Source organism: Lentilactobacillus hilgardii, from assembly GCF_009832765.1.
Taxonomy (GTDB): domain Bacteria; phylum Bacillota; class Bacilli; order Lactobacillales; family Lactobacillaceae; genus Lentilactobacillus; species Lentilactobacillus hilgardii.
This window is the reverse complement of the sequence record NZ_CP047121.1, coordinates 38986-52006: the sequence shown is the minus strand read 5'-3', so window position 1 is coordinate 52006 and position 13021 is coordinate 38986. Positions and strand designations below refer to the sequence as shown.

13 protein-coding genes are annotated in these 13021 nt (G+C 38.9%); 2 read left to right on the top strand and 11 right to left on the bottom strand.

The genetic code is table 11. The features are described from left to right. Positions 1–33 precede the first annotated feature (33 nt). Positions 34–669, top strand: a complete 636-nt coding sequence (locus GQR93_RS00260; protein WP_003551090.1) for an SAP domain-containing protein — start codon at positions 34–36, stop codon at positions 667–669. On the opposite strand, the gene GQR93_RS00255 is transcribed toward GQR93_RS00260, so the two are convergent. From GQR93_RS00255 to GQR93_RS00240, 4 genes are all read right to left on the bottom strand, one after another. After that, positions 666–1448: a CPBP family intramembrane glutamic endopeptidase gene (locus GQR93_RS00255; RefSeq protein ID WP_035444187.1), complete on the bottom strand. Its 783-nt coding sequence runs from the start codon at positions 1446–1448 to the stop codon at positions 666–668. The genes GQR93_RS00260 and GQR93_RS00255 overlap by 4 nt on opposite strands. A 171-nt stretch (positions 1449–1619) precedes the next feature. After that, positions 1620–2465: an oxidoreductase gene (locus GQR93_RS00250; protein WP_003551086.1), complete on the bottom strand. Its 846-nt coding sequence runs from the start codon at positions 2463–2465 to the stop codon at positions 1620–1622. A gap of 270 nt (positions 2466–2735) precedes the next feature. Further along, positions 2736–3005 (bottom strand): hypothetical protein, encoded by a 270-nt coding sequence (locus tag GQR93_RS00245; protein ID WP_003551084.1) that lies wholly within the window; start codon positions 3003–3005, stop codon positions 2736–2738. Positions 3006–3074: 69 nt separating this feature from the next. After that, entirely contained in the window at positions 3075–4406 is a 1332-nt protein-coding gene (locus GQR93_RS00240; protein WP_003551083.1) for a dihydrolipoyl dehydrogenase family protein, read from the bottom strand. A 491-nt stretch (positions 4407–4897) separates the two neighbouring features. On the opposite strand from GQR93_RS00240, the gene GQR93_RS00235 reads away from it, so the two are divergent. Further along, positions 4898–5872 (top strand): helveticin J family class III bacteriocin, encoded by a 975-nt coding sequence (locus GQR93_RS00235; RefSeq protein WP_003551081.1) that lies wholly within the window; start codon positions 4898–4900, stop codon positions 5870–5872. 84 nt (positions 5873–5956) lie between these two features. Here GQR93_RS00235 and GQR93_RS00230 read toward each other — a convergent pair whose 3' ends face one another. The 7 genes from GQR93_RS00230 to GQR93_RS00200 all read right to left on the bottom strand — a co-directional run bounded on the left by GQR93_RS00230 (position 5957) and on the right by GQR93_RS00200 (position 12862). Then, positions 5957–6802 (bottom strand): hypothetical protein, encoded by an 846-nt coding sequence (locus tag GQR93_RS00230; RefSeq protein WP_003551079.1) that lies wholly within the window; start codon positions 6800–6802, stop codon positions 5957–5959. Positions 6803–7124: 322 nt separating this feature from the next. After that, complete coding sequence (locus tag GQR93_RS15220) at positions 7125–7271, bottom strand: hypothetical protein (protein ID WP_166427825.1); 147 nt, start codon at positions 7269–7271, stop codon at positions 7125–7127. A gap of 574 nt (positions 7272–7845) precedes the next feature. Then, positions 7846–8538 (bottom strand): glycerophosphodiester phosphodiesterase family protein, encoded by a 693-nt coding sequence (locus tag GQR93_RS00220; protein ID WP_003551073.1) that lies wholly within the window; start codon positions 8536–8538, stop codon positions 7846–7848. An 80-nt stretch (positions 8539–8618) separates the two neighbouring features. After that, a complete protein-coding gene (locus tag GQR93_RS00215; RefSeq protein ID WP_003551070.1) occupies positions 8619–9989 on the bottom strand; it encodes an ABC transporter substrate-binding protein in 1371 nt (456 codons plus the stop codon). Further along, complete coding sequence (locus GQR93_RS00210) at positions 9986–10816, bottom strand: carbohydrate ABC transporter permease (protein WP_003551069.1); 831 nt, start codon at positions 10814–10816, stop codon at positions 9986–9988. The genes GQR93_RS00215 and GQR93_RS00210 overlap by 4 nt, the downstream gene beginning before the upstream one ends. Continuing rightward, complete coding sequence (locus tag GQR93_RS00205) at positions 10816–11778, bottom strand: carbohydrate ABC transporter permease (RefSeq protein WP_003551067.1); 963 nt, start codon at positions 11776–11778, stop codon at positions 10816–10818. The genes GQR93_RS00210 and GQR93_RS00205 overlap by 1 nt, the downstream gene beginning before the upstream one ends. Continuing rightward, positions 11771–12862, bottom strand: a complete 1092-nt coding sequence (locus tag GQR93_RS00200; RefSeq protein ID WP_003551064.1) for an ABC transporter ATP-binding protein — start codon at positions 12860–12862, stop codon at positions 11771–11773. The genes GQR93_RS00205 and GQR93_RS00200 overlap by 8 nt, the downstream gene beginning before the upstream one ends. Between the last annotated feature and the right edge of the window lie 159 nt (positions 12863–13021).

Here is a 13021-nt window from a genome sequence, read left to right as displayed (position 1 = left end):
ACTGTTAAGCCAATCATTAGTTGAAAGGATATTATGACCAAACTCACACACAAAAAATTTAAAGAGACTTATTTTTATAAAGCTGAGTTGGTGAGGATTTGTCGAAACTACGGGTTGCCGACCCAAGGAACTAAGGCTGAACTAAATCACTACATTGATTGCTTCTTATCTGGCATCCCTGCTAACCAGATAAAGCCAGCAAGAACTTATCAAAAAGCGCCTTCGCTTAAAATGTCTGAAATCAGCCTGGATACACCACTGGTTGGGTCCGGATTTTCATTTAACAATGAGGCTCGACAATTTTTTGCGACCTACTTTAATGTCAAAAAATTTTCGTTCACAAAAGAAATGGCTGTTATTAAACGAAAAGCCGAAGCGGATCACAATTTATCAATCACAGTAGGTGACCTGATTAATCGGGCTAAAGAAATGACGGATTCAAAACAAACTTGGTTAAAGGACCTTCCAGAAGAACAGACTTATCAATGGAATAATTTTGTTAAGGACTTCTGTAACAGCTCGAAAAGCCATGAATTTAATAAAAAAATGAAAGTTGCAGCCATTCTTTGGCATCACGTTAAGCATTCTACAGGGTCCAAACAGTATCATGACCGCTTATTGGATCAGTTTTCTGAAGATATTAAGCCTTATCATATAAAGAATCATTAACTCACCAGTTTTTCAATCCAGATATCACGTTGACTCAACTTTTGTTCACGCAAATCATATGCCGTAATGGCTAATAAAATGGTGTTAAAGATAATCATCCAGAAAATAGATCTCGGTGTCAATATCGCGCCGTCTAAACCGAAAATACCAAAATTCCAAAGACTGTGAAAAATAATCGGCAATAATAGTGAACCCGATCGAATATAGATGGCACAAAACAGACACCCTATCGAAAAAGCATTAACCATCTGAATAACCGTGGCAGTTAGATCCTGACCCGTTAAATTCAAAACGTGGATAAGGGCAAACAAGAGGCTGGAGATACCAATGGCTGAATAGAGATCCTTATGTGTCCAAGTGCCGATTGCCTTAAGAATTTGGGGAAAAATGAGTCCTCTAAAGAGATATTCTTCAGAAATACCAATAAAGGTGGTCCCGATTAGAATATGCCACAATGCTATTAAAGACTTAAAAGAGATTTGATAGAAAAACGTGATTGACAAAGTAATGGCTAGAAGAAGGATCAAAATGGGACTTGAAATAAAAGTGAGACTTTTAAGGGACCCGGAAGGCCGATAAAAAACAGCCTGTTTTATGTAGAATCGGTTAAGTATCCACGCAATAATAACTATTGGCATCTCCTGTAAACCTACCAGCCAAAACCAATCCAAAGCTTGAAGTTGGTGCATTAACGGCCGAGTTAATATTGGTAAAGCGATTATTATCAATGACATCATGCCGATTATAATGATGATATTAACCCAATTCTTTTTTTTCACTACGAGTCACATTCTTTTCTAATTTACTTGCTTAAATTTTACCGCTTTTGTGATTAATTAAGAAATAAGTAACAGTATTTTCTTATTCAAATTGATTTGAAATTACAAAAAGGGCCGCAAATTAATTGCCGCTAGTCATAACCCATTAACCCACGAATCGCAAAATTTAAGTTATTTCCAATCATCCTCGTGGCCATAATCCAAACTGGCAGATAACTGTTGCCACGTTTCAAAATCATGCTGTTGGTCAGCAACTTCAGCCAATGCGCGAGTAACTGATTTTTCACCAGCTAAAAAATGCAGTGGCGGATTTGCCGTTCGACTTAATGTCACGATCCCTTTTGCCAATAATTCCGGTGATCCAATTTGTTTTCCGGACTTTTCTTCAATTTGTTCGTCATTGGCATGGGCTGTTTGGTCATAATCCTTAATATGCCGAGTAGCAGCCTTGTGTGAACGACCGGCCCAATCGGTTCTGAAAGGACCCGGTTCAATGTTGGTTACTTTAATGCCAAGCGGTGCAACTTCCTGACTTAACGCCTTCATTAAACCCTCAACTGCGTGTTTAGTCGCACAATAATAGCCGAATCCCGGAACACCGGTGATGCCAGCCATGGACGTAATGTTGAAAATATGGCCACTATGCCGTTTTCGCATTAATGGTAAGACCGCATGAGTAACCGCCGACGTTCCCCAGAAATTGGTTTCCATCATCTGGCGAACATCATCTTCATTGGACTCCTCCACAGACCCGAAATAACCCCACCCGGCATTATTAACCAGATTATCAATATGACCCCATTTTGAGACTACTTTATTCACTGCCTGTTGAATAGATGCTTGATCGGTCACATCCAATTGAGCGATTAAAACATTTGGATTACCCTGCCACTGATCGATTTTTTGACTATTTCGAGCAGTCGCTACAATCAATTCATTTTGAGCAATCAACTCATCCACCAGACTCTTTCCAAAACCTGTTGAAGTTCCGGTTATAAACCACACTTTTTGTGCCAAGACTTGCCAACTCCCTCTATAATAAGTTAAAAGAAGTGTACCGCATATTGTGAGAACTGCCTATAGGCTTAAACAAAAGAAAAGAGGTTGAGGGTAATCCCTTACTTTGCCCGTCATATTTTATCTCTAAGTTTAATTTACTATCAAAGGGCGGAAACTGTTATATGTCATTAAAGAAGTCCGCTAATAACCACTATTTCTTATAATCATCAGTCTTTCAATCAAAAAACTGCTGGCGTTAATCACCGGCAGCTTTTTGTTCTGGTTTTATTAACTTGTTTTACCTTTATTCAATACTTTCAAAAGCTTTTCGTTCTGCGCAATCAAAATCCAGTTTTGTTCCATAATTGCACGTAAAAAACCAATTTTTTCTTGATTTGAGCGATCGGTAAAATTAGCAGTGTCACTGTCTCGCAATAATTTTTTACTATCGAGTTCGCTTAAAATCGCTTCAACATGAGTTTCAGTTTCTTCACTCAGATCGCTTAATCCACGATCTGCCATGATCCCATCAACCCTACGATTATCAAATAGTGCCATCGCCACAACTTCCTTTCCAAGTTAAGAAAAAGGCCTAACTAATTCCTCTTGTAGTTGACATCAACCTCATTACAATTGTGCCCATGCAGAGGAACCAATTGATGGGAACAAGTAGACCAGTCTACCCAGTTCTGCCGGTCCAAACTTAAATTCAATTGCCGGCAATAACGTATTAATGACATTTTCAGCCTGTTCGCTAACCTCTGTCACGCCCACCAAATGATGTTGCTTATCAAAGACCAATGAATTATCACCCATGGTCTCATTATCAACTTGACGATACCAATCATCCGGTAAGTAGTTAGTTTCAATTTGATAACCCTTTTCCTTACCATCTTCTACGGAAAGGCCTGCCTTGGCAATTCGCGGTGACGTGAAGACAACGGATGGAATAACCGGATAGTTAATCGGATCATTGCTTTGCCCTGAAAAACGCTTAGATAAGTAAGTCGATTCAAAAATGGCCGTTGGCGTTAACTTAGGTTGTGCTTTATCAATCACGTCTCCTGAAGCATAGATGTTATCAACGCTGGTTTGTAAATAATCATTGACTTCAATTCCGTGTCGGTTGTATTTAACCCCGATTTCGTCCAAACCAATTTTTTCAACATTTGGCATTCGGCCGGTTGCATCCAGAATCCAATCAACAGTTAGGGCATGATCATCCCCGTAATGGACTTCAACTTGATCACCGGATTTCTTAAACGAAGAAACGCCGGCATTTTTTACGAACTTAACCCCTCGTTTCTCCAAATCTTTGACAACTTGGGCAACATAAGGGTGATAGAAGTTTCGAAGTGCCCGATCACCATGCATGAGAACCGTAACATCGGCGCCCGCGGCATTGGCGATAGTCGCAAATTCCATACTAATGTACCCGGAACCAATAATAGCAATCTGTTTCGGCAATTTGGTTAAACTCATAAATGCACGACTATCATGAGCCAATTCGGTTCCTGGAATATCTAAACGGTGTGGACGCAATCCGGTTGAAATGACAATTTTTTCAGCTGTCTTCGGTTGCCCGTCAACTAATACCGTATGATAATCCTTAAAGGTCCCTTTCCCATGAATCACGTCAATACCGGAATCCTTAAGTAAGCCGCCAATCATTCCTGGCAAGCCCTTAATGACATCCTGCTTGTGAGCCTCACTCTTGGTCCAATTGATGGACAATTGTCCTTCAACAACGCCCTGAAGCCGTTCAACTTCCCTAGTCAATGCCACAGGTGCATCCAATGTGATTTTTGCGTTACAGCCATAATTCGGACAGGTACCGCCAATCATATCTTCTTCAATGATACCAACCTTGACACCGAAATGCGCAAGGGGGATCGCTCCATCAAAAGTCCCATGACCACTGCCGAGATATAAAACATCATAATCGTATTGATTTGCCATAAAATTGCCTCCAGTCTTAAAATTAAAAATCAATCAAATATAAGTACCATTCTATTGCACACAATTAATTTACTCTTTAATTGTAAGCTATTGAAGAGTAAGATACAAAAATTAAATATATCTAAATTATATCCATGTTAAATCAGCGTTTCTGATTTTTTTGATTTCCTACCACTATTTTTGTGAGGAAGGTTCCATAGTTCCCTAAATTAACCATATAAAAGAATGGCCTCCACTTTACTGCCTATTTATTGTTAATTCCAAAAAACAATACAAAAGTCCCGTTAATCTTAGTATTAATGATTAATGGGACTTTTGCGTTAAAAACCTGTCAGTAAATTGGCACTAAATTGACAGCTAAGTGGCAGTTTTTATATTGAATTTCACGATAAGCTATAAGCGTCAAATCGATTTGATACAAAAAAATATTTTAATTCCGGAGTTAGAAGATTCAAATCAAAAAACTTTAAATTCAGAAAGAGGTAATTATTATGACAACTGCAACACGTAACTATCACGTTACTTTACCAAGTAGTAAAGTAATTCAAAAATTTTATTTAGACTTTAATAACAAGGTAGCTTATTTTCTTCAAATGACCGCTCGCAGTCACAAGGACATGACCTTAACATATGGTGGCTTTGACCCCGATGAATCCGAAATTAATCTCTCTAATAATTCGACTCAGATGCATTTAACTAATTTCGGCCATGGTCAAACCTTTGAGTTGTTTACTTGGAATAATCAGTTGTATGCTTGGGTTATGACTTACACTGGATCAAACGCTAGTACTGATGGCGATTACTGGGCCACTCGAGTCGCTCGTTTACCAATTGATGGCACCTCCAAGACACCAGCTGATGTAAACTCCATCACTTATCTAAACTATATGGGAACCGGTAAGGATAAAAATATGACTTTATATCGGGCTGATGAAACTCGCCTAGCAGTTTGGACTCAAGAGGGTCAAACTGGGACCAAAAAAAGAGTGACAGCTTTTAAGACCGATGAACTAAATCAGATCATGGACGCCCAAGGCAATATTAAGTGTACTGATGATCGCCTGGCAAAGGGTGGTCAGGCCTATGTATCAAGCCGTCCAATTAATAGTTATTCTTACCCCCAAGGATCATGGCAAGGAATGGAACTATCTAACCGGACCAATGCAGGTTATAACTGGGTCTATCTGACTAGTGGTCAATCTGAGGACCCAACTGTTATTGCTCGTGCCCCTTGGAATTTCCAATCTCCGGCACCTCAAAACATAACAGCATCCATTAACGACTTAGGTGGTCACAAGCATGAAACCGAGTCCCCTCAGTTATATGGAGATTATGTTTATTTTGGTGTTGAAGAAAAGACTCCCGATAGTGGAAAACTGAATGAACATTACATTTATAGTATTCCAAAAAATCATTCACTAATTAAATTAATAACCAAAGAAAACACTAAATTTTCAGCTGAGTAAATTAGCTAAAAAATCCCGTAAGGATAGTACACCACTACCCTTATGGGATTTTTTCATGATCAGAAAGCAAACAACTATTAGCTTCTAATCAGAACCATAATTATTTGACTGTGCGGGTGCTTCGAAATACTTAACGCCTCCAACCGTATAAAAACTGGCTACCATATCATATGATTTACCAGTATATTTGTATGGGGTATGCAGATTGTTGATTGTTAAGCGATAACGATATCTACCGCCACTTAAACGAGTTGCCTTAACTCCTGAAAGTTTTCGTTGAAAATATAAGTACTTTTTTGACCCCTTATTCAGTACATAATTAATTTTGACGTAACTTGTTGGTTTTTGTACGTAACTCCACTCAAGTCCTCCGTCGCCCAAAGGGGTATGACCATATTTATAAAACTCCAGATATCCATCTGATGTAACTCTTAAAGCATTACTAGGAAACGATGAATCGTGATAATATTTAACCGCCCGATCCTTAAAAGTGCTTACACCCCCGGAATAAAGAATGTTGTTGCCATACGGTAAAGTATAGGCAGGCCGCTTAATCAGTGTATACTTCTTCGGCGAATATGAAAGATAAACTCCGAACTCTTTGGTTGGTTCTTTAAGGTTTAATTTCTTCTTTAAAGCATAGCTGACCCCAACCCAACCAGACATTAAAACTTTCTTTGTACTCCCCAAAACGACTTCCCCATTAACAATCGTTCCTTTGGGCAGTGTAACTTTTCTCCCTCCGTACTTAAACGTTGTATTTTGATTAAATCGATAATACTGATGTTGTTCACCGATTCTATTGATATAGCTGCTGGTAACTCTGCGAAGTCCGATTTCCTTAGCCAAAGCTAATTTATTTGATGAAAAAGCTAAGGTTACGAATAAAGTAAAACTAAATATCGCAATTAAACCTGCTGTCCTTTTCAAAATAATTTCCTCCTTCTTTCGATACTCTTTGCATTTCTGATAAAAAATCCCTTGGAGTTATATATCTTCAAACCAATAAAATACGTATATAAATATTTAATTGATCTCTTAAAACACATAAGAGCAAAAATGACATTATCTTTGAGTCAATGTTATTTCAGGCAATCACTCATGATTTTGATTACTGGTTGAGACAAAGTAAATATTTCAAAACCATGTTTTGATACATTATAGACAACAAACGTTCTCTAGAAAGCAGTAAAAGCTACCGTAATCGATTTTTACTTTTTTACGTATTTCAAAAAAAGATGGTGTTAGGAATTTAATATCCATTCTCTTTAATATATCTGGTTAATGCTTTTTCAACTACTTCTTGAATTGTTTTATGATCATTTACTGCAATGATCTTGATATCCTTAAGAATAGAACTGGCAATTCTAACTGTTTTCAACTCTTCTTTGTTTGGCATTTTCATTCTCCTTAACCACTAAAACACCAGTGTTATCAGTGCTTTCTATCACTTCAACAAATTACGTTTATCATAACCTTCATTGTACGCTTGCTTAATTTCCTGATCAATTAAGTAGTGATCTAGCAATAGGTCTTCTAAAGCTTTGCTAAATGATTTGTCCTCCATGGTAGCATGTTTCTTTAACTGCTTTTGTAGTTCCGTTTGTAGGTAGTATGAAAATTGCTTTCCATCCTCTGAACTCCTATAAAAGCCCTTTATTTTGTCAAACTTATTAATTTTATACAATTAAAAGCGCTCTTTTGTTTTAGAATATGCTTTTGATGGCTCAGATTCAACAGTATAGCAAAACAGACTGAAATATAAGTCGAAAAAACATTATTTTAAAAAGTCCGATAAAATCAGTTTACAGAGAACGCTGATTTTATCGGATTTTCGCTTTGGAGTAAGAATATTATAATACTGTTTTTACTTTTGTCCAGACCTCCTACACTAAGAAGAATGAGTTTTTCTACATCAGATTTTTGACAGGGAATTTAAAATTAACAAAAACTCAACACCTAATTATCAATTTCTAAACCAACACACTAGATTTAACATCCCGGGCCATTTCAAAATTATCAGTAATAATTCCAGCAACGTGGTCCGCTAAAAGCGCACGCTGCTTTTTAGGATCGTCAATCGTCCAAATTCGCTCTTTGATATTTCTCAGTGGTTGGTAGTGACTAAGATGCAGGCCTGATAGGTGAGCATCAATCATGAGTTCCCTTGGATGTCTCAGAATATGGTTGGAAAGCAGGCAATATTGTTGGTTGGGATCAATTCGATAAGCGTCCTTTAAAGTTTGTAGAGAAAAGGAGGAATAAATCACCGGATGGGCCAAGTCATAATTACCGACCATATCCAAAACAATTTGTTCAATATTTGGATAATGAATCTTGTTGGTTTTAAATTCCAGATTCAAATAAACCGGTTTCTGTCTTGCCAGTGACAACAAGTCTTTCAAACTAGGAATGGCTTCACCATTTTCCAATTGGAACTGTTGTAATTCCTGGTAGGTATATTCCCGGATTTTCCCCCGACCGTTAGTTGTTCGATTAATTTTTTCATCATGCATCACAACAGGCACATTGTCTTTTGTTAAATGAACATCAAATTCCAGTCCATCTACGCCATGTTCGATCGCATATTCAAAACCACTCAACGAATTTTCCGGAAATTTATATGGATAACCACGATGTCCAAAAATCAAAGTTTCGTTTGTCATTTTGAGGATACTCCTTTTTTAATCAACCTTTACTCAATTTCTCTCTTACACTCCGAACGTAAACCGCTTTGGTTCGCACACTACTTATAATCCCCGTTTGCTCTATTTGTTGTCTTCAGGTTTGTATTCATCCCTTGACTCGCTGTTGATAAAGCCTTTGGAATACTACCGCCGTCATAAACCGTCTCCATCGCTGTTTCTTCCATTTCCCGAGTAAGTTGCATCCCCTCCATTAAGATTCCCGAGTTTGTATCATTTGGCTTGGCAGCGGCCAACTGCTCGCCGGGCACTTTGGCTTCAGGCTGTTTCGCATATAAACTCTTCAAAGCAGGCTGACTCTGAGATTGACTGTTCAACGCCAAATACCCGGTCGCTTTTTGCCAGTTGGCCTGGCTATCCGGCCTCTCAGCGTATTTAATAAATTCAAATGCGCCCTTTTGGACTTTTGTCGGTTTATCATTGGAAATCCATAATGCGGCTCCTCCGATTCCCACACCATTGGCTTTTTGACCATTTGGATGTGGGAAGTATGAAATACCCAACTTATTTTTGTTACCGGTTGTTAATTGACCAATATAGGCTGATGACTGAACAAAGATACCCAATTTACCGGCCAAAAATGCCGCAATCTCATTTGTCTCGGCACTTGCACCGGAACCATAGTTGACAAAATCACCAGACTTAATATTCGTTCGGATCCATTTTAGATATTTAACAGTTGTCGGATTATTTAAATCAATTTTAGTTGGGTTACCGACATGGCCATCCCCGTGATTAACCAATGACGTTTTAGCATTGGCTAACGCTTCTTCCATTAACCAGCCATAAATCTCCATTGTCATTCCCTTTACCTGGTGATGTGATCGTTTGTATAGCTGTTCAGCTACCCGAGTAACATCACTATAACTTGGTGATTTGGCAGGTGGGGTAATATGATATTTCTTCAGCAAACTGGCATTGTAATAAAGAACCGGTTGTGATGTATTAAACGGCATTGCCAGTTGTTTCCCCTTATTAGAATAGAAGGAACGAGCAACCGGTGAAATATCACTAACATCATAGTTATCTTCATCGATAAATTTCTGGACAGGTGTTGTGTACTTGCTGTGCATCATCTGAGCGGTTGAAATATCAAAGGACTGGAACAACGCGGGTGATGCACTGGAGCCATGACTTTGAATGATTTTTTGAACCGCTTCATCATAGGCACCCTGATACTGCGGAATAACTTCGTACTTACTTTGCGATTTGTTAAACTTATCCACCATTTGATCCAAAGCAACCTCTGCAGGCCCGCCCATTTCGTGCCATAAAACAACGGGGGTCCTTCCGGCTTTGGCTGAGGTTTGTTTATGAGCCGATGTAAATACAACTGCACCAACCACAACCACCACAACTGCAATGGCCGGTAAAATGTGAGCGCGTAAAAAGGCTGCGAGTTTCTTAATCATTTAACAGCACCTTCATTCATACCGGACTTGAAGTAGTGTTGACCAACAAATAACACAATCAAAGTTGGAATCACGACGATTGCAGCTGTTGCCTGAATCATGCCCCAATCATTAAAAGTTTCTTCTGATTGCAACTGCCGAAGCCCATTTTGAACCGGTCGAAAGGCATTGCTGAATGTGGTTAACATTGGCCATAGGTACTGATTCCAGGCTCCCAAGAAACTATAGGCTCCTAAGGTAATGAGACTGATTCGATTATATGGCATGACAATTTTCCAATAGAATTGAAAATGTCCCAATCCTTCAATGTCGGCCGCTTCCTTTAATTCATCTGGCATCTGCATAAAAGATTGGCGAAGCATGAACGTGCCAAATGCCGATGTCAGGAAAGGAACGATCATAGCAGAATACGTATTTAGAAGGCCCATCGCCTTAATGGTCATAAAGTTGGGAATAATTTCGGCTTCAAACGGCAGCATCATGGTTGCCAAAAACAGAATAAATAATACTTTTCGGCCTTTAAATTTCAAAAAAACAAAAGCATAGGCACTCATTGAGCAAAAAATTAATTGCGCAATGGTTGTCACAATTGAAATCCATAAACTATTTCCCAAATATTGTAAAATCGGTGTTTGTGTGAATGCGTCAACGTAATTTGTCAGGGAAATGTGTAGGCTTAGGAAATTCCCTTTTGCAATATCCATCGTCGGCAGCAGACTGGTCCAAAGCCCGATTAAGAACGGTCCTAACACGACCACGGTCAAAATAATTAGCAAAACATAATTTAAAATTTTGTGTGACAATTTTTGTTTGGCAACAATTTCCATTAGTAGTTCACCCGCTTTTCCAATACTTTAAATTGAATCAAGGTGAAAATTGCAATGATAACCGTTAGTATGAGTGATTCGGCACTTGCTTGTGCATAGTTACCACTGTAAAAGGCATCTTTATAAATTCGGTAAACCAGCATGTTGGTAGCGTTGGTTGGACCACCTTTAGTCATCAAGTCAATTAATCCAAAACTCTTAAACCCTTCAATTAAAGTAATAATTGATACAAAGAATAGCGTTGGTGAAATCATTGGAATCGTAATGTGAAATAGCTGATAGCGAGGTGTCGCACCCTCAATGCTGGCCGCTTCATATAAAGTTGTCGGAACCGACTGCATCGCGCCCAGTAGAATTAAAAAGGTAAAGCCCAGGTTCATCCAAACAGTCGTAATAATCACAGCCAGCATGGCCCAAACAGGATCCGTCAACCAATTAATCTGTGGTAGATGAAGCCAGGTGCTGACAAGTGATAGGAATCCAGTAGAAGGATTGAAAATAAACAACCAAAAGATTGCGGCAACCGATACCGAGACACCCATTGTAGCCGAGAATAACGTTCGAAAAATACCAATTCCTGCCAATTGTTTACTGGCGTAATTAGCTAAAACCAATCCCAGTACAATGGTAATAGCCGTCACTGCTAATACATAAACCATCGTTACTCCTAGACTGGAGAGATAGTCAGCTGAAGTAAGCAGATTGATATAATTTGACAAGCCAACAAACACTGTCGGCTTACCGACCGTATTTGTTAAAAATAAACTTAGGTAGAGTGTCCGAAACATTGGATAAAAAATGAAAACACTCAGAATCAATAATGACGGACCAAGAAAAATCCAAGCATAGTATTTATCTTTTGCATTTAACCAAAAACCGGCTTCGCTTTTTTCAGCTTTTGACTTTGTATGATCTGCAGCGACTGGCGCTGTGGAAGAGTGCGTTGCTGGTGATTTAAGCATGGACAGCTTCCTCCTTTGTTAAAGCAATTTGTTTCCCATCATTATCAAAGAATAAGAGATGCGACCCAATCCCAATTTTAATTGGTTCATATCCTCTGAAACTAACCTGTCCGGGCAAGACGGCCCGAACATCATCCCCACTATTTAAAGTTGCGTAAATAATTGTTTCATTACCCAAAAATTCAGTATTTTTAACAACTGCATTTGAATCAACGGATTCTGCTCGCGCAACGGTTAGTTCATCAGGGCGAACACCGATCCGCAGACTGTCAATCGGGATCTCTTCGTTTAAAGCAACTTGCATATTATTTGTCGCAAAGGTCAAAATATGATTGTTTTGAGTGGAACGTTTTGCGGGCAGAATATTAATTTGCGGTGTTCCAAAAAATTGTGCCACAAATTCATTGGCGGGATGTTGATAAATCTCAGACGGCGTACCAATTTGCTGAACATGCTGGTCGTTTAAAACCATAATGTGATCAGCCATGGTCATTGCTTCAACTTGATCATGGGTAACATAGATCAATGTGAGACCTAATTTGCGTTGTAAATTGTAAATTTCCTGACGCATCTTAATTCTTAGTTGTGCGTCCAAGTTTGATAATGGTTCATCCATTAAACAAATATCTGCATCACTGGCAACCGCACGGGCCAAGGCAACACGCTGTCGTTGCCCACCGGATAATTCACGTGGCTTACGCTTACTAAGATCAGATAGACTAACCATTTTTAAGGCATTATCGACTCGATGCTGAATATCGGATTGACTAAGCTTACGGGCTTTTAACCCAAAAGCAACATTGTCCCAGACACTCAAAAATGGATATAATGCGTAGTTTTGAAAAACCATCGTTAATTTACGAGCCTTCGGTGGTAATTCATTGACAACTTGATTGTTTATTCGAACCTCACCATCCGTGATTGGGGTTAACCCGGCAACCATCCGTAACAATGTACTTTTACCACAGCCGGAGGGACCAACGATCACGAAGAACTCGCCGGTCTGTACTTCAGCTGAAACACTTTCCAACACCTTGGTTTGTTGATCATAATCCTTTCGAACATTTCTTAACGAAATTGACACATCCGCTCACCTCAACTTAGTTATTTTGACTACACAGCTATTGTGGCAGTTCAATGTAAAACCTGTGTTGAAGGAGTGTAAAAGTGATGTAAATATACAAGTGTGCGGATCAAAGTGGTTAGCATCCGGAGCATAAGGCGTCAAATTGGGAAATCCTGA

Excerpts from the sequence above, each read along its gene's own strand:
- GQR93_RS00260 (WP_003551090.1), top strand. The coding sequence starts at position 34 with ATGACCAAACTCACACACAAAAAATTTAAAGAGACTTATTTTTATAAA.
- GQR93_RS00245 (WP_003551084.1), bottom strand. The coding sequence starts at position 3,005 with ATGGCACTATTTGATAATCGTAGGGTTGATGGGATCATGGCAGATCGT.
- GQR93_RS00240 (WP_003551083.1), bottom strand. The coding sequence starts at position 4,406 with ATGGCAAATCAATACGATTATGATGTTTTATATCTCGGCAGTGGTCAT.
- GQR93_RS00235 (WP_003551081.1), top strand. The coding sequence starts at position 4,898 with ATGACAACTGCAACACGTAACTATCACGTTACTTTACCAAGTAGTAAA.
- GQR93_RS15220 (WP_166427825.1), bottom strand. The coding sequence starts at position 7,271 with ATGCCAAACAAAGAAGAGTTGAAAACAGTTAGAATTGCCAGTTCTATT.
- GQR93_RS00220 (WP_003551073.1), bottom strand. The coding sequence starts at position 8,538 with ATGACAAACGAAACTTTGATTTTTGGACATCGTGGTTATCCATATAAA.
- GQR93_RS00215 (WP_003551070.1), bottom strand. The coding sequence starts at position 9,989 with ATGATTAAGAAACTCGCAGCCTTTTTACGCGCTCACATTTTACCGGCC.
- GQR93_RS00210 (WP_003551069.1), bottom strand. The coding sequence starts at position 10,816 with ATGGAAATTGTTGCCAAACAAAAATTGTCACACAAAATTTTAAATTAT.
- GQR93_RS00205 (WP_003551067.1), bottom strand. The coding sequence starts at position 11,778 with ATGCTTAAATCACCAGCAACGCACTCTTCCACAGCGCCAGTCGCTGCA.